The organism is Maribacter sp. Asnod1-A12 (assembly GCF_045063735.1).
Lineage (GTDB): Bacteria > Bacteroidota > Bacteroidia > Flavobacteriales > Flavobacteriaceae > Maribacter.
This window is the reverse complement of the sequence record NZ_JBEFNZ010000006.1, coordinates 590,872-612,555: the sequence shown is the minus strand read 5'-3', so window position 1 is coordinate 612,555 and position 21,684 is coordinate 590,872. Positions and strand designations below refer to the sequence as shown.

At 34.6% G+C, this 21,684-nt stretch carries 20 protein-coding genes; 10 read left to right on the top strand and 10 right to left on the bottom strand.

All coding sequences use genetic code 11. The features are described 5' to 3' along the window. Positions 1-14 precede the first annotated feature (14 nt). Both ACJJVP_RS02665 and ACJJVP_RS02660 read left to right on the top strand, forming a co-directional pair. Positions 15-1,529 carry a GH3 auxin-responsive promoter family protein gene (locus ACJJVP_RS02665; protein WP_405410539.1) on the top strand — a complete coding sequence of 505 codons (1,515 nt, stop codon included), beginning with the start codon at positions 15-17 and terminating at the stop codon, positions 1,527-1,529. 252 nt (positions 1,530-1,781) lie between these two features. Beyond that, positions 1,782-2,339 (top strand): hypothetical protein, encoded by a 558-nt coding sequence (locus ACJJVP_RS02660; RefSeq protein WP_405410538.1) that lies wholly within the window; start codon positions 1,782-1,784, stop codon positions 2,337-2,339. 80 nt (positions 2,340-2,419) lie between these two features. Here ACJJVP_RS02660 and clpX read toward each other — a convergent pair whose 3' ends face one another. The 6 genes from clpX to ACJJVP_RS02630 form a co-directional block, all read right to left on the bottom strand. Continuing rightward, complete coding sequence (gene clpX / locus ACJJVP_RS02655) at positions 2,420-3,655, bottom strand: ATP-dependent Clp protease ATP-binding subunit ClpX (RefSeq protein ID WP_405410537.1); 1,236 nt, start codon at positions 3,653-3,655, stop codon at positions 2,420-2,422. A gap of 87 nt (positions 3,656-3,742) precedes the next feature. Next, positions 3,743-4,423, bottom strand: a complete 681-nt coding sequence (gene clpP / locus ACJJVP_RS02650; protein WP_405410535.1) for an ATP-dependent Clp endopeptidase proteolytic subunit ClpP — start codon at positions 4,421-4,423, stop codon at positions 3,743-3,745. Between the two features lie 88 nt (positions 4,424-4,511). Then, positions 4,512-5,834, bottom strand: coding sequence for a trigger factor (gene tig, locus ACJJVP_RS02645; RefSeq protein WP_405410533.1), 1,323 nt, complete (start codon positions 5,832-5,834; stop codon positions 4,512-4,514). 100 nt (positions 5,835-5,934) lie between these two features. Continuing rightward, positions 5,935-6,282, bottom strand: coding sequence for a phage holin family protein (locus ACJJVP_RS02640; RefSeq protein ID WP_084684625.1), 348 nt, complete (start codon positions 6,280-6,282; stop codon positions 5,935-5,937). Positions 6,283-6,308: 26 nt separating this feature from the next. Beyond that, entirely contained in the window at positions 6,309-7,085 is a 777-nt protein-coding gene (locus ACJJVP_RS02635) for an alpha/beta fold hydrolase (protein ID WP_405410531.1), read from the bottom strand. Beyond that, the gene (locus ACJJVP_RS02630; protein WP_405410530.1) at positions 7,082-7,795 is read right to left on the bottom strand and encodes a pyridoxine 5'-phosphate synthase; all 714 of its coding nucleotides are present in this window, start codon (positions 7,793-7,795) and stop codon (positions 7,082-7,084) included. Before ACJJVP_RS02630 ends, ACJJVP_RS02635 begins: the two co-directional genes overlap by 4 nt. 92 nt (positions 7,796-7,887) lie before the next feature. On the opposite strand from ACJJVP_RS02630, the gene ACJJVP_RS02625 reads away from it, so the two are divergent. The 7 genes from ACJJVP_RS02625 to ACJJVP_RS02595 all read left to right on the top strand — a co-directional run bounded on the left by ACJJVP_RS02625 (position 7,888) and on the right by ACJJVP_RS02595 (position 15,115). After that, on the top strand, positions 7,888-8,544 hold the full coding sequence (locus ACJJVP_RS02625) for a CBS domain-containing protein (RefSeq protein WP_405410529.1): 657 nt from the start codon (positions 7,888-7,890) through the stop codon (positions 8,542-8,544). Between the two features lies 1 nt (position 8,545). Next, positions 8,546-9,427, top strand: coding sequence for an NAD kinase (locus ACJJVP_RS02620; protein ID WP_405410527.1), 882 nt, complete (start codon positions 8,546-8,548; stop codon positions 9,425-9,427). Between the two features lie 113 nt (positions 9,428-9,540). Continuing rightward, on the top strand, positions 9,541-10,227 hold the full coding sequence (locus ACJJVP_RS02615) for a DUF6089 family protein (RefSeq protein WP_405410525.1): 687 nt from the start codon (positions 9,541-9,543) through the stop codon (positions 10,225-10,227). Between the two features lie 8 nt (positions 10,228-10,235). Next, positions 10,236-10,976 (top strand): isoprenyl transferase, encoded by a 741-nt coding sequence (locus ACJJVP_RS02610; RefSeq protein ID WP_405410524.1) that lies wholly within the window; start codon positions 10,236-10,238, stop codon positions 10,974-10,976. A gap of 4 nt (positions 10,977-10,980) precedes the next feature. Continuing rightward, positions 10,981-13,575: an outer membrane protein assembly factor gene (locus ACJJVP_RS02605; RefSeq protein WP_405410522.1), complete on the top strand. Its 2,595-nt coding sequence runs from the start codon at positions 10,981-10,983 to the stop codon at positions 13,573-13,575. Between the two features lie 103 nt (positions 13,576-13,678). Next, entirely contained in the window at positions 13,679-14,551 is an 873-nt protein-coding gene (locus tag ACJJVP_RS02600; protein ID WP_405410520.1) for an OmpH family outer membrane protein, read from the top strand. A gap of 54 nt (positions 14,552-14,605) precedes the next feature. Continuing rightward, positions 14,606-15,115: an OmpH family outer membrane protein gene (locus ACJJVP_RS02595; protein WP_405410518.1), complete on the top strand. Its 510-nt coding sequence runs from the start codon at positions 14,606-14,608 to the stop codon at positions 15,113-15,115. A gap of 48 nt (positions 15,116-15,163) precedes the next feature. Here ACJJVP_RS02595 and ACJJVP_RS02590 read toward each other — a convergent pair whose 3' ends face one another. The 4 genes from ACJJVP_RS02590 to gcvP form a co-directional block, all read right to left on the bottom strand. Next, entirely contained in the window at positions 15,164-16,018 is an 855-nt protein-coding gene (locus tag ACJJVP_RS02590; protein WP_405410517.1) for a glycosyltransferase family 2 protein, read from the bottom strand. Between the two features lie 15 nt (positions 16,019-16,033). Then, the gene (locus ACJJVP_RS02585; RefSeq protein WP_405410515.1) at positions 16,034-16,555 is read right to left on the bottom strand and encodes a methyltransferase; all 522 of its coding nucleotides are present in this window, start codon (positions 16,553-16,555) and stop codon (positions 16,034-16,036) included. A gap of 2 nt (positions 16,556-16,557) precedes the next feature. After that, positions 16,558-17,616 (bottom strand): 3-oxoacyl-ACP synthase III family protein, encoded by a 1,059-nt coding sequence (locus ACJJVP_RS02580; RefSeq protein WP_405410513.1) that lies wholly within the window; start codon positions 17,614-17,616, stop codon positions 16,558-16,560. 163 nt (positions 17,617-17,779) lie between these two features. Then, the gene (gene gcvP / locus ACJJVP_RS02575) at positions 17,780-20,632 is read right to left on the bottom strand and encodes an aminomethyl-transferring glycine dehydrogenase (protein WP_405410511.1); all 2,853 of its coding nucleotides are present in this window, start codon (positions 20,630-20,632) and stop codon (positions 17,780-17,782) included. A gap of 129 nt (positions 20,633-20,761) precedes the next feature. Between gcvP and ACJJVP_RS02570 the strand changes: the two genes are divergently transcribed. After that, positions 20,762-21,595 carry a hypothetical protein gene (locus ACJJVP_RS02570; RefSeq protein ID WP_405410510.1) on the top strand — a complete coding sequence of 278 codons (834 nt, stop codon included), beginning with the start codon at positions 20,762-20,764 and terminating at the stop codon, positions 21,593-21,595. Positions 21,596-21,684: the final 89 nt, after the last annotated feature.

Sequence of the window (21,684 nt, the reverse complement as noted above, 5' to 3'; positions counted from 1 at the left end):
AAAGATACTTATAAATGCCAATTACTCTGTTCAATTCCATAGCCTCTTGGTTGCTGAAGAAAAGATTTCATCAGATAGAGCTTTTTTTGAAGTACCCAGAAGAGGTGCAAGAAGAAGTATTATTGCAATTGTTAGAATTCGCCGAAGATACCGAAGTCGGTAGAAAGTACGATTTCGTGTCTGTTAATTCCTATAGTGATTTTAAAGAAAGATTGCCTATTGTTTGTTATGAAGAAATTCAGCCGATCATTGAGCGCACAAGAAAAGGAGAGCATAATTTATTCTGGCCAACAAAGGTAAAGTTATTTGCAAAAAGTAGTGGTACTACCAACGCTAAAAGTAAGTTTATACCTGTAAGTACAGAAGCTCTTGAAGATTGTCATTTTAAATCAAGTAAAGATTTATTATGCCTTTATCTTAATAATAATGAAAACTCTCAATTGTTTACCGGTAAGAGTCTTCGATTAGGTGGTAGTAAAGAGTTGTATGAGGATAACGGATCTTTATTTGGCGATCTCTCTGCTATCTTGATTGATAATATGCCATTATGGGCAGAGTATAGTAGTACGCCTAGTAATAAGGTTTCCTTAATGAGTGAATGGGAGAGTAAACTTATGGCTATAATTCATGAGAGTGTTCATGAAAACGTAACTAGTCTAGCAGGTGTGCCGTCATGGATGTTGGTTTTAATGAATAAAGTACTTGAAGAAACCGGTAAGGAAAATCTTTTTCAAGTTTGGGATAATTTGGAAGTTTATTTTCACGGTGGAGTAAATTTTAGTCCATATAAGGAACAGTATAAAAAGATACTACCACGAAGTAATTTTAGATATTATGAAATTTATAATGCTTCAGAAGGCTTTTTTGCTATTCAAGACAGAAATGGAGCTGATGATTTGTTATTGATGTTAGATTACGGAATTTTCTATGAGTTTATTCCTATGAATGTTTATAGCTCTATAGATGAAGAGGCAATACCCTTATGGGAGGTAGAACTTGGTAAAAATTATGCCATCGTTATCACTACTAATTCTGGATTATGGCGATATAAAATCGGTGATACTGTACGTTTCACTTCTAAAAGTCCATACCGTATAAAAGTTACAGGGCGTACAAAGCATCATATCAATGTGTTTGGAGAGGAACTGATAATAGAGAATGCTGAAGAAGCGTTAAAAATTGCTTGTGCTAAGACCGGCGCAGAAATTATTGACTATACAGCAGGACCAGTTTTTATGGTAGATAAGGAGAAAGGTGCTCATGAATGGATTATGGAATTTAGAACCTTACCTGAAGATTTTAGTGCATTTGTAGAAATTTTTGATAATGCATTAAAAGCTCTTAATTCTGATTACGAGGCCAAGCGGCTCAATAATATTACATTAAATTCTCCATTGGTGCATAGTGCTCGGAAAAACTTATTTTATGACTGGTTAAAACTTAATAATAAACTTGGTGGTCAACATAAAATTCCGAGACTTTCTAATAAGAGAGATTATTTAGAAGAGCTTTTGCCAATGAACCGGTAATTTGCTCTATACACACTAAATATTAACCTAATCACAACAAAATTTTATTTTTAATCTGTTGATGGTATATTTTTATATCCTGATACGTAATTTTTGTCTTATAGTTAATTTGTAGGTTTTTTAATCTAGGATTAGGACTTGTAAATGGAACTACATCGATAATTTGAGCGTGTAAACAATTAAATAGTAGTAGTAGGTGTTAATATTTCAACTTGCAGGAACAAAACTTAACCAAACTATAAATTTATTATTATGGCAGAGAAATTAGTAATCGTTTCCGATATGTGGGGCGCTAAGAAAGGTTTATGGATTACATCTTATTTAGGATACCTTCAACAATATTTTGATATTACTTTTTATGATAGCCAACAATTGGCAAATTTGGATATTCTTGTTCAGACCGAAGAGAATGTGCATAATGCATTTATAGAAGGTGGTACTGAGACTGCCGTTTCACATTTATTGAAAAAAGAAACTGAGCCTTGCTATTATTTAGCTTTTAGTACTGGTGCGACAATCGTATGGGAAGCTGCTAAAAAGGGACTGCCAGTTAAATCCTTATATGGCGTGTCGCCTACTAGAATTCGTAAAAAGAACGATAGACCTAATGTGCCTTTTCAATTAGTTTATGGTGCTAATGATAAGTTTATGCCAAGTCAAGAATGGGCGAATAATTTAGGTGTTGATATGGAGATATTATCCAATTATGGTCATACATTATATACAGATGAGAAAATCATTCAGAAAGTATGTATGGATTTATTACAAGAAGTAACTCAAATTGCGCCACAAATTAAAAAAGTGGTATGAAAATAATATAGAAAGTAAAGCATAAAAAAAGCGAAGATTTAAATCTTCGCTTTTTTTATATTCAGTAGTTTGTAAAAGTTTTATGAGACAGCCTTTAATTTTTTAATGGTATCATGGGATAACATTTCTTCTGCATAAGGTTTGGTGACTTTAAAATTAGTTTCACCTGAGCTTGGCATTTCAAACATGGCATCTGTAAAAATTGCTTCACACAAAGATCTTAAGCCTCTTGCTCCAAGTTTATACTCAATTGCTTTTTCTACAATATAGTCTAAAGCCTGATCTGTTATGCTGAATGTAATATCATCCATTGCAAACAGCTTTTCATATTGTTTAATGATGGCGTTCTTAGGTTCTGTCAATATAGCTCTTAAAGTCTTTTTATCTAGCGGATTCATATGGGTAAGTACCGGAAGTCTGCCAATAATTTCGGGTATAAGTCCAAAATCTTTTAAATCTCTAGGAATGATATATTGTAATAAATTGCTATCGTCTAAAGTGTTATCTGACTTTGAAGCACTATAGCCAACAGCCTGCATATTCAATCTTTTTGTAATTGCTCGTTCTATGCCGTCAAAAGCACCACCTGCAATAAATAAGATGTTTTCCGTGTTTACTTCAATGAATTTTTGATCAGGATGCTTTCTGCCTCCTTTTGGTGGTACATTTACTGTTGTGCCTTCTAATAATTTTAGAAGACCTTGTTGTACGCCTTCACCCGATACATCTCGGGTAATAGATGGGTTGTCGCTCTTACGGGCAATTTTATCTATTTCGTCAATAAAAACAATACCTCTTTCTGCTTTTTCAAGATTGTAATCTGCAGCTTGTAAAAGTCGGGTCAGAATACTTTCTACATCTTCACCAACATAACCTGCTTCAGTCAATACAGTGGCATCAACAATTGCTAATGGTACATTAAGTAATTTGGCAATGGTCTTTGCCATAAGGGTTTTACCGGTGCCGGTTTGCCCTACCATAATAATGTTACTTTTTTGAATTTCAATGTCATCTTCTGCAGATGAAGGTTGTAATAACCTTTTGTAGTGATTATAAACAGCAACAGACATTACCTTTTTGGTACGCTCTTGTCCTATAATAAAGGTGTCTAAAAAGCCTTTAATTTCTTGAGGTTTTTTTAAAACAAGTTCAGAAGAAAGATCGTTGGTCTTTGTCTGCTTTGATTCTTCGGCAACAATGCCGTGAGCTTGCTCAATACAGCGATCACAAATATGCGCATCTAACCCAGCAATCAATAAATTGGTTTCTGGCTTTTTTCTACCGCAAAATGAACACTCTAAATTTTCCTTTGCCATTATCTATCTTCTCTATTCTATTCCTTAACGATCTAAAATCGTTTTTGGTTTAAAAATCATTAATTTATTTGATTCAATTGGTCGAAATTATTTCTTTTCCCTTACCAATATTTCATCAATCATGCCGTATTTAAGAGCTTCGTCTGCTTTCATCCAGTAATCACGGTCACTATCTTCACGAACCTTTTCTAAATCAGTTCCAGAGTGATTTGCAATTATTTGATATAACTCGTCTTTTAATTTCAAAATCTCTCTAGCTGTAATTTCAATATCACTGGCCTGACCTTGAGCACCACCTAGTGGTTGGTGAATCATGACGCGAGAGTGTTGAAGACCACTTCGTTTACCTTTTTCACCTGCGCATAAGAGAACAGCTCCCATAGAAGCGGCCATACCAGTACAGATGGTGGCAACATCTGGAGTAATGAATTGCATCGTGTCATAAATACCTAAACCTGCATATACACTACCACCTGGTGAGTTGATGTAAATTTGAATATCTTTTTTAGCATCAACACTCGCTAAAAATAATAATTGTGCTTGTATAATATTTGCTACTTGGTCGTTTATACCAGTGCCCATAAAAATGATGCGATCCATCATTAAACGTGAATAAACGTCCATTGCAACAATGTTCATAGAACGTTCTTCAATAATGTTAGGCGTCATGTTCGTTGGGTACATGCTGCTCATGATAGAATCGTAATATGTGCTACTAATACCTTGGTCGTTTATAGCGAAATTCTTGAATTCTTTTCCGTAATCCATAAATTGTATGTCTATATTTTAGAGTAAAAAAAGGTGCCGAAAATTTCATTTCCGGCACCGTAAAGATACTTAATTTATTGTTTGGAATTTATCCATAAACTTCTTTCACGAAATTTTCATAGGTAACTTCCTTTGTCTTAAGATTCGCTTTTTCTTTGTAAAGATTCAATAGTTTCTGACTCATCAATTGTTCTGATAGTCTTTTTACTTCATCTTGGTTGCCAAGAACTCTTGCAGCAATAGAATCTAATTCTTCTTCTTTAGGATCTAATTGACCAAATTGTGCCATTTGAGAACGAATAAATCCTTTAGAGAATTCTTTCAATTCATCAAACTGAACTTGTAGTTCATTATCCTTTATTATTTTACCTTCAATAAGTTGGTAACGTAAGCCTTTTTCAGATTTAGCATATTCTTCAACAGCTTGTTCCTCAGATAATGGCTCTTCACCAGTCATTTGAATCCATTTTGTCAAGAAACCAGTTGGTAATTCAAATTTTGTATTGTCAATAAAATATTCGGTAACATCGTTCAATAACTTTTGATCCGATTGTTGCTCAAATTGTTTTTCAGAATCCTCTTTGATGCGCTCTTTTAATTCCTTTTCGGTCTTAACGCTGTCTGGGCCAAAAAGTTTATCAAATAATTCTTGATTTAATTCAGCAGCTTCTCTTTCGTTAATTTCAGAAATGGTGAAAGTAACTTCAGTATCCAATGCCTCAGCTTTCTGTTTATCAATGCCTAAAGCGCTTGATAACATATGCTCTTCATTGAAAAGACCCTTTGTTTTCAATGTAACAACATCGCCAACTTTTTTGCCTTTTAAAGCGTCTAAAGCTTTTTTGCTCTTCAATTTGTCAGTCTCAATCAATGTTTTGTTGTCGATTTCTTCTGCTTCATTAGCGAAAGTTCCACTTACTTCATCATTCTTGCTAACAACATCTTTGCTTACAAGTTTACCGTATTGCTTTTGAATACGTTCAACTTGCTCGTCGATCATTTTCTTGTCGGCAACAATTTTATATTGAGTGATCGCTTTTTTGGTTTTCAAAGAAACTTCAAAATCAGGAGCTAATCCTAATTCAAATTCAAAAGCCAATTCATCTTGGTCCCAATCAAAATTGTCTTGTTGTTTTGGTAAAGGGTTACCTAAAACGTCTAACTTTTCTTCAGTTAGGTATTTGTTAAGATTGTCTTGCAACAATTTATTTACTTCATCTACCAATACGGCTTTACCATACTGCTTTTTAATAAGACCCATAGGAACTTGGCCTTTTCTAAAACCAGGAATATTAGCTTGCTTCTTATAATCCTTTAAAATGGTATCAACCTTATCTTGGTAATCTTCTTTTGTGATAGCAACTTTAACTACTGCATTTAAATCGTCTATCTGCTCTTTCGTAATATTCATTCCTTAATATCTATTTGCATGTGTAAAATGGGATGCAAAAATACTACATTTTGCAAAGTCAACCAATTTTTTAAAGTATTGAATTTCAAATCACAAGCAACTATGACTTGTCATCTTTTAACAGTGTAAAAAAGATTGATTGTAAAAATGATAGCAAGAGACTAAAAATCAATGCCCACCAAATATTTCCAACCGCAAATCCGTCAATAAGTTTATCTGCCAATAAAATAATTATTGCATTAATGATCAACAAGAAAAGACCAAAGGTAATAACGGTTACCGGTAGCGTTAAAATCACTAAAATAGGTTTTACTAGTAGGTTTAAAATGCTTAAAACAACTGCTACGATTACTGCGGTAATAAAACTGTCTACAGATACATTGGGTAATACATTGGCTAGAATTACAACGGCAACTGCACTTAATAGAATTCTTAAAATTAGTTTCATGGCTTATGGTATTAAAGGTTTATAGTTTATTCTTGGTTTAAAAAGGTAATTGATTTTTCAAAGAACTGTTTTGGGTTTTCTGCATGTAACCAGTGCCCAGCATTATCAATAGTTTCAACTCTAGCCTTAGGAAAATGACGGTGTATGATATCAAAATCATTGTTGGCTACATATTCAGATTTATCACCTCTTAGAAATAGGGTCTGACCATTAAAACTATCAGAACTATTGATGTTGTCACCAATTTCTTCCATCTTATCGCTCAATACTTCTAAATTAAATTTAAAGCAAAGCTTTTTGTCATCGTTTCTTTGTAGGTTTTTCAATAAAAATTGTCTGATGCCTGGGTTGGATAGATGTTTCTTTAATTGCTCGTCGGCATCTTTTCTAGATTTTAAATTGGTGGTGTCTATAGCATTTAGACCATCAATGATTTCTTGGTGATGTGGTGGGTAATATTTTGGGGCTATGTCCGCTATAATTAATTTATTGACCCGTTCATGGTAAGTGCATGCGAATTGCATGGCGGTTTTACCTCCCATGGAATGACCTATTAATGCAGTATTTTCTATATCGTGTGCATCTAAATAATTTAGAAAATCATCAGCAAGTATGTCATAGTTGAAATCTGGCGAATGAAAACTTTTACCATGATTTCTTTGGTCGATGAGGTGAACACGGAATCCATTTTCTGCGTATTGTGCACCTAGTGTTTTCCAATTGTCAAGCATGCCCAGAAATCCGTGTAGAATACATAAAGGTTTGCCTTCTCCTAAAATTACCGAATGTAATAGCTGTTTCATTTTAATCTATGTAAATACATGTTCACCACATTGTCTAGCCCTAAGTATAATGCTTCACTAATTAGCGCATGACCAATAGATACTTCTAGTAAGTTAGGGATATTTTTGGCGAAATATTCAATGTTGTCCAAACTTAAATCATGACCGGCATTAATTCCAATTCCTAATTCGTTGGCACGTTTGGCGGCTTCAATAAATGGTCTTATAGCTTCTTCTTTATTTTTTTCGTAGTCCGTAGCGTAACTTTCAGTGTATAATTCTATTCTATCTGTACCTACCGCTTTTGCGCCCTCGATCATTTTTGGATTGGGGTCAACAAATATTGAAGTACGGATGCCGGCTTCTTTGAAGGTTTTGATAACATCGGTTAAGAATTCTTTGTGCTTTATAGTATCCCAGCCTGCGTTTGATGTGATGGCATCTACAGCATCTGGTACCAGTGTAACTTGTTCTGGTTTCACTTCTAGAACCAATTCAATAAATTTTGAAACCGGATTACCTTCAATATTAAATTCTGTAGTTACCGTGTTTTTTAAATCTCTCGCATCTTGGTATCTAATATGACGTTCATCTGGTCTAGGGTGAATAGTGATCCCCTGCGCTCCAAAACTTTCTAAATCTTTAGAAACCTTAAGTAAATCTGGAACATTGCCGCCACGGGCATTTCTAAGAGTTGCAATTTTGTTTACGTTAACGCTAAGTTTTGTCATTATGTCTTATTTACCTTTTAAGAGCATCAAAAATACAAATAAGGCACGCCTTTTGATATTATTAATTGTTATTTTGCGTTATATAAAGGTCTATGAATATTCAAGAACATATCATTACGAGCTTACCGGTATTCGATATCAACGATACTGCTGAAAAAGTATTGGCTTTTTTTCATGATACCACTTATTCCCATATCGCTATTTTGGAGGATGGAAGGTTTTTAGGACTTTTTTCTGAAATAGATGCAGACGGATTGCTGCCGGAGTCTAAAATTGAAGAGTTTAGATACGATCTTCAAAGTTTTTTTGCTCGTAGAGATACCAATTGGCTAGATGTGTTGGAAGTTTTTGCTAGAAATGAAGCCAATTTAATTCCGGTTCTTAATGAAAAAGAAGAAGTTACGGGTTACTATTGCTTAACCGATGTTGTTGCGGAATTTATTGATACTCCTTTTTTTACCGATCCTGGTAGTATTTTGGTAGTGGCAAAGGGTGTTAAAGATTACTCCTTTAGTGAAATCGCACAAATAGTTGAAAGTAATAATGCAAAGCTTTTTGGTGGTTTTATTACTGACACCCAAAATGATGTCATACAGGTGACTTTAAAGATTACTGCCCATAATTACAATAAGGTAGTGCAGACTTTTAGGCGTTATAATTATCATATTATATTCGGTAACAGCGATGATGAGTTTTTGGAAGATTTAAAGAATAGGTCAGATTACTTGGAGAAATACCTTAACGTATAATATGAAAGTAGCTGTTTACGGTCAAACTTATCAAGATAATGCCATTGAATACCTCATTGAATTGTTAGATGAGTTAAAGATGGTATCTGCAGTAGTTTATATAGAAAAAGAATTTTACGAATTATATAAGGTTAAAGGTAATAGTCAAACCTTTTCTGTTTTTACAATGGAAGAAGGGTTAAATGCTTCTTTTGATATGTTCGTTAGTTTTGGTGGCGATGGTACCATATTAAGGGCAACAACTTTTGTAAAAGACCTTGGTATTCCTATTGTTGGTGTTAATACCGGTAGGTTAGGATTTCTTTCAACTTTTAAAAAAGAAGATGTTAGAAAAGTAGTTCAAGAATTCAAGCAAGGTGCATATACTGTTGTGGAGCGTAGTTTGGTGCAATTGAATACGGAGAAATTGGATGCCGAGTTTGGGGATTTAAATTTTGCATTGAATGAAATTACCGTGAGTAGAAAAGAAACTACTTCTATGATTACGGTAGAAACATATTTAAATGACGAATACTTAACATCATATTGGGCAGACGGACTGATTATTTCAACTCCAACTGGATCTACCGGGTATTCCTTAAGTTGTGGAGGTCCTGTAATTGTGCCTACTGCTAAATCATTGGTGCTGACCCCAATTGCTCCGCATAACTTAAATGCGAGACCACTGGTTATTTCTGATGATACTATAATTCGTTTGAAAGTGTCTGGTAGAGAAGAAAACCACTTGGTTTCATTAGATTCTAGAATTGCATCATTAGAAAATGGAGAGGAGATAACTATTAGTAAGGCTCCTTATACCATTAAAATGATAGAGTATACTTCAGAAAGTTTTTTAAAGACCTTAAGAAATAAGCTTCTTTGGGGCGAGGATAGGCGAAATTGAGCCGACTTTTAAACAATAATTGTCTTTAATCGCTGTTTATCTTTTGAGAACATAAAAATTATTGCGTTTTCAATCCTATTTATATTATCTGCAATAATTGTAAAATCTATTTTATGCGTTACATAACGTTGTTAGTATTACTTTTTTCACTGTCAGGTCTGCAGGCGCAAACTTATGAGGTGGGTATTTTTGCTGGTGGCGCCAATACAATTAGTGATGTTGGTAGAACAGATTATCTTTTGCCTTCTAATATTGCCTTTGGCGGTTTATTTAAATGGAATGTGAGTAAAAGATATGCGTGGCGTGGAAGTTTAACTTATGGTAAATTTACTGCAGATGATAATAAATCTAGTTCAACTGCAAGACAACAAAGAGGCTATGTAATAGATAATTCTGTTTTGGAAGGTTCTGTTGGTTTAGAATTTAATTTTGTAGAATATAATTTACACAAGCTTGGTCCGGCATTTACACCTTATTTATATTCAGGTCTAACCTATTTTAGGTATGATTATCAATATTTTAATGGTGGTGTTTTACAAGATATAAATCAAAAAGAAGGAAGTTTTGCAGTGCCAATGACTGTTGGTTTTAAGTATCGTATCAATCAGTTTCTTATTTTTGGGGGCGAAATAGGGGCTAGGTATACTTTTACTGATAACTTAGATGGTAGTAATCCTGAAGGTTCTAACTTTGAAGAGTTCCAATTTGGTAATATTTTTAGCGATGACTGGTATGTGTTTTCTGGTCTAACCTTAACGTACACTTTTGGAAGAAAGCCTTGTATGGATTGTTTTGAGTAAATTTTAAGATGAGTGATATAAACGATATTGATAAACTGAATGTTCCAAAGCACCTTGCTATTATAATGGATGGTAATGGTAGGTGGGCTAAAGAACGTGGTAAACTAAGAGTTTTTGGTCACGAACATGGTGTAAAAACAGTCAGAATTGTAGTTGAGCAATGTGTTCAATTGAAAATTGATTATCTGACATTATATACTTTTTCTACAGAAAATTGGAATAGACCTAAGATAGAAGTGCAGACACTTATGCGCTTATTAGTGTCTTCATTAAAGAAAGAACTTAAAACTTTTAACAAAAATAACATACGTTTAAATACTATTGGTAACATAGATGCATTGCCTGTCAAGGCATACAAAGAGTTGGTCGAGGTAATGGATCAAACAAAGCAAAACACAGGCATGACGTTAACTTTGGCTTTGAGCTATGGGGCTCGTGAAGAGTTGCAATCAATGGTCAGAGAGATAAGTACCAAAGTTAAAAATAATATAATTTCAATTGAAAACATTGACCAAGAAATTATAAATAACCATCTTTACACGCATGATTTACCAGACGTAGACTTACTTATTCGTACTAGTGGAGAACATCGAATAAGTAATTTTTTATTATGGCAAATAGCGTATGCAGAGTTATATTTTATTGATGTATATTGGCCTGATTTTAGAGAGCATCATTTAGTTGAGGCCATAAGAAACTACCAGAACAGAGAACGAAGATTTGGAAAAACTAGCGAACAACTCACTTAAAGATATGACTAGGTTCATATCATTGAACCATTTTTTAACCACCCTATTAATTTTAACTACTTGTATTGCCGCTGCACAGGATGACACCTATGAAGACGGTAAAAGTTATATTTTAGGAGGATTAGATGTTACTGGTCTGCAAAGTTATAATGAACAAACTGTAAAAACGTATACAGGCCTTAGAGTAGGGCAGCCTATTACTTTGCCAGGAGAACAAATTAGCGAAGTCATAAAAAAACTATGGGGTCTTGAGCTTTTTAGTGAAATCGATATCTTTATAACCAATGTAGAGGAAAATACAGTTTTTCTTGAATTGAATATAATAGAACGCCCAACGTTAACTAACGTTAAGTTTTATGGAGTTAAAAAAGGTAAGGTCGAAGGGTTGATAAAAGATACCGACCTTAAAAAAGGGAAAAAAATCACTCAAAGTTTAATTTCAAATTCTAAAAACTACATCACCAATAAGTATAAGAAGCAAGGCTATTTAAATGCCGAGGTTAATATTGCTACATCTAAAGATACTACTGATGCTAATACGCAGTATATGGTAGTTAACGTTAAAACTGGTGATAAGGTCAAAATTCGAAATATTATTTTCGAAGGAAATGAGCAATTAGCAGATAAAAAATTACGTAAGGCCTTAAAAAGTACAAAGCAGAAAAAATTAGGTAGATTCTGGAAAAAATCTAAATATATTCAAGAAGATTACGAAGAAGATCTTGGTTTATTAGTTGATAAATTTGCGGAAAACGGTTACCGAGATGCCAGGGTAATTTCAGATTCAATTATTAAAGTTGATGAGAATAATATAGATTTAAAAATTAAGGTAGAAGAAGGGGATAAATACTATTTTGGTAATATTGACTTTGTCGGTAATACTGTATATACAGATCGTCAGTTAAACCAAGTATTGGGTATTAAAAAAGGCGATACTTATAATGGTGTTTTATTGCGTGAAAGAATTGCCGATAATTCAAAGCCAGATCCTAGCGATGTTACAAGTTTATATCAAAATAACGGGTATTTATTTTCTACGATTAATCCAGTAGAGATTTCAGCTGCTAATGATACCATCGATTTTGAGATAAGAATTATCGAGGGTAAAGAGACTTTCTTGGATCACGTTACCGTTTCAGGTAATGATAAAACTAATGACCATGTTATCTATCGTGAACTTCGTACAAGACCAGGTCAAAAGTACAATAAGGCCGATATCATTAGAACTATACGTGAATTAGGTCAACTTGGCTTTTTTGATGCAGAGCAGATAACACCAGATGTATTGAATGCCAACCCGAATGAGGGTACAGTTGATTTAGCATGGAACTTGGTAGAATCTGGATCTAGCCAAATAGAGCTTCAAGGTGGTTATGGTGGCGGTGGTTTCATAGGTACATTAGGTCTGTCTTTTAGCAATTTCTCTATTCAAAACCTATTTAATAAAGAAAAGTATAAGCCGGTACCAATGGGTGACGGTCAAACTTTTGCTTTGCGTTTACAAGCGAGTCAGACTTATCGAGTATATAGTTTAAATTTTGCTGAACCATGGCTAGGAGGTAAAAAACCTGTTCGTTTTAATTTAAGTGTTTCTAGAACTCAACAATTTGCAGCGTCTTATGATACAAGTGGTAATATTGAAATAGATAAAGATCAGCAATTTTCCATAACCGGTGTTACTGCAGGTTTGGCTAAACGAGTTCAATGGCCAGATGATTTTTTCACGATTTCTCATTCTTTAAGCTATCAGTTGTACGATTTTAGAAATTATGATATTGGTTTGTTCAATTTTGGTGACGGAAAAGCAAATTCTTTAGCGTATACGTTTGGGGTCTCAAGAAATGCAACTCTTGGTGGGCGAATCTTTCCAAGAGGTGGATCTAACTTTGAGATAAGTGCTAAGTTTACTCCACCATGGTCGTTATTCAGTGACAAAGATTTTAGGGAATTGAAAAATAGATCAGAAGAATTAGAATCAATGTCTAGTTTGACTACTGCAGAGCAAACAGAGTTAGAAGAGATTGATCAAGAACGATTTAAATTATTAGAGTACTATAAAGTTAAATTTAAAGGAGACTGGTATACTACGTTGGTAGATAAATTAGTGCTACGTAGTAATGCAGAATTTGGTTTCTTAGGTAGTTACAATAGCGCTGTAGGTAATGTGCCTTTTGAACGATTTTATGTCGGTGGTGATGGGTTAGGTAACTTCACGCTTGATGGTAGGGATGTTGTTCAGTTAAGAGGTTATGATGAGCAGGCAGTAACCCCTTATTCTGATGATGGTACTTCTGTAGATGGAGCTTTAATTTATAATAAATTCTCATTAGAATTGCGTTATCCGTTAACATTAAAGCCTTCTGCCTCTATTTACGGACTGGCATTTTTAGAAGGAGGTAATTCTTTCAACAATTTTCAGGACTTTAATCCGTTTGAATTAAAACGATCGGCCGGTGTGGGGCTACGTATCTTTATGCCAGCATTTGGTTTGTTGGGTATTGATTTCGGTTACGGGTTTGACGAGGATCTTAATCCAGCTTCTGCGGGACAGGGTCCAAGCGGATGGCAAACACACTTCATTATTGGTCAACAGTTTTAATTTTCATTGAATTATTATAATCGTGCTTAGTGCTAATCCTTTAATTTTAAAAGATTTAGTAATTTTGGCACGATATTTTCTATAGGATTAAACGACATTAACAATGAGTGCAAAAGCAAAAGTTCTTTTAATAGTTTCAGTCATTTTTATGACAATGCAGGTTGTTGCCCAGAGAGGCGTGAGAATGGCCTATGTAGATATGGAATACATATTACAAAATGTTGAAGAATATAGAGATGCAACCGAACAGTTAGAAGCTAAAGTACAGCGTTGGAAGATTGAAGTAGAGCAGAAACAAAGTATTGTGGAGCAGATGAAGAAAGATTTAATGGCAGAGAAAGTGCTATTGACTCCAGAATTGATTGCAGAACGAGAAGAGGAAATACAAATCTTGGAAAGGGAGATGATCGAGTATCAACAAGATCGTTTCGGACCACAAGGCGATTTGGTTTTGCAAAAAAGAAGGTTGATACAGCCAATACAAGATCAAGTGTTCAATGAAGTACAAAAAATTGGAACGAATAAAAAGTATGATTTTATTTTTGATAAATCTGCGGATGTTGTAATGTTGTATTCCGAAAAAAGACACGACATCAGTGATTTGGTCTTAAGAGGTATTGCCAGAACAAGAAAAGTTAGCAAACCGACAAAGAAGTCAAATGATCGTAGTAGATTAGATGATTTTGATGATGAAGAGACAGAAGAAATTAGTGATGCATTACAAGAACGTATAGATAATGCAGCTGAAGCGGCTGAGACAAGGGAGAAAACTGCTGCAGATGCTAAAGCTGAACAATTAAAATTGCGTGAAGAACGTAAGAAAGCTTACGAAGAAAGAAGAAAGAAGTTGTTGGAGGAACGCGAAGCTAAGAGATTAGAGAAATTAAAAGAAAGAAGCGAAAGCAAGGAAGACGAAGATAATACAGAAGACGAAGAAAATAGCGATACCGAAAAAGACGATAACGGTACTATTTAAATAGGTTTAACGACCGTACATTAACACTCAAAATTGAATTAAATTTTTACACTCATGAAACAAGTAAAACAAATTGTGGTAGCCTTATTGTTGTTCGTAGCAACGACAAGTTTTGTAAATGCCCAAAGTAAAGTAGCTCATATAGATGTTACTCAATTATTATCTGGAATGCCAGAAATGAAAGCGGCAGAAGCTGAGCTTAAAAAATTGCAAGAAACTTACAATGCTGATATTGAAGGTTCAATGACAGAATTGCGTAATAAGTATACACAATACCAAAATGAAGCTGCTGCAAAATCAAAAGAAGAGAACGAAAAAAGAGCGGTAGAATTACAAGGTTACGAAAAGAATATTGGTGAGGCTCAACAAAGAGCTCAACAAGAATTTCAAAAGAAACAAGCTGAGTTATTCGCTCCTATCTCTGAAAAAGCAAAAGCGGCCATTGAGCAAGTTGCAGCTGCACAGGGTTTTGATTATGTTATCGATGCACAAGCAGGTGGAGGTTTAATCGTTGCAAAAGGTAAAGACCTTTTAGCTGATGTGAAAAAGCAATTAGGTTTCTAATAAGAGACTTATATTAAAAAAAAAGCCATCTTAATTAGATGGCTTTTTTTATGCTTTGATTTTTCTCTTAATATTCGTCCATCGTAGTTTTTTGATGAATATGCCTTCTTCTTCGGTTACTAAATAAGCAGTATTATTTCGTGTGGCTTGTATGTACCCAAGCATATTGTTCCAAAATGACTTTATGGATTTATTTTTCATAGCCATTTTCAAAGAGGCAATACAGGTGATTATAAATCCATAGCGCATGGTATACATTGCCTTACCTTGTAATCTTTTTGCTTTGGCGTTATATGCTTTTCCGGTGGGTCTTAAATGCTTTACCTTAAGTTGGGTATCAGTATGAATAGAAAACCCGTTAAACCTTGCCAAGAGCTCATCTACTGTATCCCATCCCATTGCGTTCTTCAATCCGTCTATTGCCTTAAAACAAGCTTTAGAATAGGCTTTGATTGCGCCTCTAACATGATCTTTATCCATTGGGTGATTTAAAACCCATTTACCTGTGCTATTTTGCTCATAAATAAAGCCACCCGCAATACCTAATTTTTTATTTGTTTTAAAATGTGCGCTTATCACTTCAAAGTAATTAGAGGGTAATATTACATCGGCATCTAATTTTACAATGAAATCGTAATTGTAATCTAATAAGTTAAGTCCCTTGTTGAAAGCGTTTATTACTTTGCTCCCAGGCATGTGTTGTGTAGAAGAATTGGAATTTAATTTTTTAAACAAGGTGTTTTCAGAGCAGTATTTGTCTATTATAGATTCTGTAGTGTCTGTGGAGTTATCATTAACCAAAATGACTTCTTTGGGTAAAAGCGTCTGTTGTAAAATAGAGTCTAGCGTGCTTTTTAAAAAAGCCTCTTCGTTGTGTATAGGAATAACTATGTAGTAATCCATATTTGATATAGTCTCTTATTTTCTGGTAGCGTAAACAATATAGTACCTAGGTGTAAATAACCTCAGAAAAGGTCTAAAGCCCAGCTTTTTTACAGGATTGCTCCATTTCATTGAATCTTGTATTTCCCAACCGGCTTTTTCCAATAGCCAATCAAATTGCCAATCCTCAAACTCATGATAATGTCTATCCCATTTATCTGTTTTGCTTCTATACGCGGGTGAAAACCAAAGTTTTAATGGAATACTTGCTACAAGTTTTTTAGATTTAGAATTAGATAAGAGGTGTAACGGAGCTAACAAGTGCTCAAATATTTCAAATGCTGTCATCACCTCGGCATCTGTATTGGTTACCACACTAAAGTCAATATCTAAATCCTCTCCGTTAGTATTGGTTACTTGGTAACCGTCTTGTTGCATTATTTTAGTAAACGGATTCTCTACCCCTAAATCTAGTATAGACTCATTGGTGTTGATGTGTTTACGTAAAAATTGTAATGTATGCTTGTAGCGTTTGTTCGGAAAAGTGTTCTCGTACATGTTTAGATTCTGTATACCATTGCATTGACGTTCATTCCGGCGCCAACACTAGCAAAGATAACAACATCTCTCTTTTTAATTTCCTGATTTTCTAATTTACCTTCTTTCACGAGGTCAAATAGGGTAGGTATGGTAGCAACAGAGCTGTTACCTAACTTAGAAATACTCATTGGCATAACACCTTCCGGCATTTCTTTGCCATATATTTTGTAGAAGCGTTTTACTATGGCTTCATCCATTTTTTCGTTTGCTTGGTGAATAAAAATCTTCTTTACCTCTTCAATTTTAATACCGCTGTTATCTAGACATGATGCCATAGCTGATGGTACATTGGTAACGGCAAATTCATAAATTTTTCTTCCTAGCATTTTTATGTAGTATGCCTTTTTTTCGTCGTCTTTATTATAAGTTTCACCAAAGAAAAGAAAGTTGGCTTCGTCATTTGCAAATGTTGCCGACTCATGAGCAATGATTTCCCCGCCATCATCTGATCTTTCTACGATAGTAGCACCGGCACCATCTGAATAGATCATAGAATCACGGTCATAATTATCTACAATTCTTGATAATGTCTCAGCACCTATGACCAAGCACTTATTCGCAATACCACTTTTTATAAACGCATTAGCTTGGATCATACCTTCTAACCAACCTGGACAACCAAAGATTAAATCATAAGCTACACATTTAGGATTTTTTATCTGTAATTGATGTTTTACCCTGGTAGCTAAACTTGGTAACGTATCTCCTTGTATATAGTCGTCTTTAAGGTCTCCAAAATTGTGGGCAACGATAATATAGTCTAGCGTTTCTTTATCTAGTTTGGCATTTTCTATAGCCTTCTCTGCGGCAAAGAAAGCTAGGTTAGATGTAGTATATTCTTTGGGGGCATAACGTCTTTCTTCAATACCTGTTATGGCTTTGAACTTCTCTATAATAACCTCATTATTATGTTTGAAGGAAGTGCCGTCTAAATTTAAAAAATTATGGTTATTAAAATCTGTATTAGAAATTTTTAAATCAGGAATATAACTTCCTGTTCCCGTAATTGAAATGCTCATTTTTAAATTTTGAATTGTAACCGAAATTTAATCAAATTGTAAAAAATATTATATGCATGCATAATAAATTTTACGATGGTCAAGCCATTTTATTTTATTTGCGGAGTATAAAAAAAGCCTTTTCAAAATGGTGAAAAGGCTTTGTAGTATAGGTTTGTAGCTATTATTCAGTTTCCATATACGCTTCTATGGGTGCGCAAGTACAAATTAAATTACGGTCTCCATATGCATCGTCAACTCTACGTACAGATGGCCAAAATTTATTATCGGCAATGTAGGGTAGAGGAAAAGTTGCTTTTTGTCTGGAATATGGAAATTGCCAATCATCTGTGGTAGCCATTTCTAAAGTGTGCGGTGCATTTTTAAGTACATTATTTGGCTCGTCAATATTTGATTCGTCAATTTCTGCACGGATAGATGACATGGCATCACAAAAGCGGTCTAATTCAGCTAAATTTTCGCTTTCGGTAGGTTCTATCATTACCGTTCCTGCTACAGGAAAAGAAACTGTTGGTGCGTGAAAACCATAATCCATAAGTCGTTTTGCAATATCTGTAACTTCTATACCATTTTTTTTGAATGGTCTACAGTCCAAGATCATTTCATGGGCAGCTCTTCCTTTTTCACCTGTATAAAGTACATCGAACTTACCTTCAAGTTTATGCTTAATGTAGTTGGCGTTCAAAATTGCAATTTTTGTAGATTGAGTTAGACCTTGCTCTCCTAACATTTTAATATATCCGTAGGAAATAAGGCAAACCAATGAGCTTCCCCATGGTGCTGCGGAAATAGCCGTAATGGCATCTTCACCACCAGTTGTTATTACCGGGTTACTTGGTAAAAATGGTACTAATTGCGGAGCAACACATATTGGACCAACACCAGGACCACCACCACCATGTGGTATGGCAAAAGTCTTGTGAAGGTTCAGGTGACAAACATCTGCACCAATAGTTGCAGGGTTAGTTAAGCCTACTTGTGCATTCATGTTGGCGCCATCCATATAAACTTGTCCGCCGTGGTCATGAATTAATTTTGTAATCTGTTTAATCGATGATTCAAATACGCCATGCGTAGATGGGTAGGTAACCATCAAGGCAGCTAATTTGTCTGAGTGTAATTTTGCTTTCTCTTCTAGGTCGGCAACATCGATATTTCCTTTTTCATCCGTTTTGGTTACCACAACTTTCATACCTGCCATTACCGCAGAAGCCGGATTGGTACCGTGTGCAGAAGAAGGAATCAAGCAAATATTTCTTTCAGATTCTCCTCTAGATTCGTGATAAGCTCTAATAACCATCAATCCTGCATATTCTCCTTGTGCACCAGAGTTTGGTTGTAATGATGTATCTGCAAAACCTGTGATAACCGATAGATCTTTTGCAAGTTCTGTTAATATGGTTTGGTATCCTTGCGCTTGGTCTACCGGTACAAATGGGTGAATATTACCCCAATTAGATGAACTTAAAGGTAGCATTTCACTAGCTGCGTTTAACTTCATGGTACAGCTTCCTAAAGAAATCATACTATGGTTAAGGGCTAAATCTTTACGTTCTAGTTTTTTAATGTAACGCATTAATTCAGTCTCTGAGTGATAAGAATTAAATACCTTGTTCTCCATGAAAGAACTACTGCGCTGAATATTATTTGGTATTGAAGTTGAGTCTAATAAGCTTGTAACTTCTGGTGCTGACTTACCAAGAGCTTTCGCGAAAATAGATGCAATCTGATTAAGGTCTTTTAAAGAAGTAGCTTCATTGACCGCAATGGAAATAGTATCATTATCTACATAGTAGAAGTTTACTTCATTAGCTTCGGCTATTGTGCGTATTTTTTTAGCATCTGCCTTTACCGTTATTGTATCAAAATAAGCAGAGTTTATTTGATAAATACCCAAGTTTTCAAGAGTATCTACCAAAGTAACAGCAGTACCATGAATTTTTGAGGCTATGTATTTTAGTCCTTTTGGACCGTGGTATACACCGTACATACCTGCCATTACAGCAAGCAAAACCTGTGCGGTACAAATATTAGAAGTTGCTTTGTCTCTCTTTATATGCTGCTCTCTGGTTTGCAAAGCCATTCTTAAAGCTGGCTTACCATCAGTATCTTTTGTTACACCGATTATTCTACCAGGTATGTTTCTTTTAAATTCTTCTTTAGTGGCAAAGAATGCCGCGTGAGGACCACCATAACCAAGTGGAATTCCAAATCGTTGCGTGGTACCTACAACTACGTCTACACCAAAATCTCCTGGAGGAGTTAATAGCACTAAGCTCATGATATCTGCAGCTACTGCTACTTTGATATCATTTTTTTTTGCTTTGGCTACAAAACCAGCATAATCATATACTTGTCCATATTTACCAGGGTATTGTAATAATGCACCATAAAAATCAGAACTGAAATCGAACTCTTCATGGTTGCCTATAACCAATTCAATTCCTAATGGAATGGAACGTGTTTTTAAAAGTGATAATGTTTGTGGTAATATTTCTTCGGACACAAAGAATTTTACAATAGCATTCTTTTTCTGTTCACGACTTCTAACATCAAAAAGCATGGTCATAGCTTCTGCTGCTGCCGTACTTTCATCAAGTAGAGAGGCGTTTGCCAATTTCATACCGGTTAAATCCGATATAATAGTTTGGAAGTTTAATAATGCTTCTAATCTACCTTGGGCTATTTCAGCTTGGTAAGGAGTATAAGCGGTATACCATCCCGGATTTTCTAATATGTTTCTTTTGATCACCGAAGGAATCAAACTTTCATGATATCCTAAACCGATATAGGTTCTGAAAACCTTGTTCTTTTTTGATAACTCCTCTGTGTGGGCAAGAAACTTATGCTCACTCATGGCAGGATCAAGTTGTAGAGGCTCTTTTAAACGAATATGATTTGGTATGGTCTCAAAAATAAGCTGTTCCAGATTTTCAACACCTACCGTGTTGAACATGGTATTTAAATCTTCTTCCCTAATGCCGATATGGCGTAAAGCAAACACGTCAGTCTTCATAGATACTATTGTTATATAAAGTGTAAAATTACCACTTTTATGTGTTTTAATTAGTGCCGTAAGATGCTCATAACTTGAAAGTTTTTAACCAAAACAAAAGGTTATAAACACTTTAACTACTTTTGTTAAATGACCATGATCAAAAAGATTTTTGATTTTTACCTTGATGCTAGTATTCATGTGGCATTGGGGATATTTAGTTTAGTACATGTTACTGCATTAACGTTAGACATAAGTGTTCCATTACAACTCTATTTTTTTATATTTTTCGGGTCAATTGCTTGCTATAATTTTGTGAAATTTGGTGTTGAGGCTGAAAAGTATATTCTTGTGACAAATTCTTATCAAAAAAATATTCAATTTTTTAGTTTTGGTTGTTTACTTGTTGCAACATATCAATTATTTTTTTTGTCGGAAAGGGTATTTGTTGGTCTATTTATTCTAGCAGGTATTACAGGGCTTTATGCATTGCCTGTATTACCCAAGCATAAAAATTTCAGAAGCTTTAGTGGATTGAAGATTTTAATAGTTGCAGCAGTTTGGGCTGGTGCTACCGTGGTATTGCCGGCTATTTCTGTATTAGATTATATTTCTTGGAACGTAAAAATAGAAACAGTACAACGCTTTCTTTTTGTGCTGACACTTTTGGTGCCTTTTGAAATCAGAGATTTAAAATATGACAATGTATCGCTTAAAACTTTACCGCAAAGAGTAGGAGTAAAAGGCACAAAAAAGATTGGATATTGCTGGACAATTATTTTTTATACGATTACTTTTCTAAAAACAGATTTAGATACTGCCCATATTACTGTTAAAACATTGCTATTTATAATATTACTACTAATGATATATAAAACAGGATTAGGGCAAAAGAAATACTTTTCATCTTTTTGGGTAGAAGCAATTCCGTTATTTTGGTGGTTTCTTTTTGTTATAAGTAAAAAGTATTTTACTTTGTTTTAGAAAAGGATTCTTTCATTTTTTTCTTCTCTTCCTCAGTCAGTGCTGCAAGTCTTGCTTGATTGCAAAGTGAGGTTAACTTAGTGTTGTCT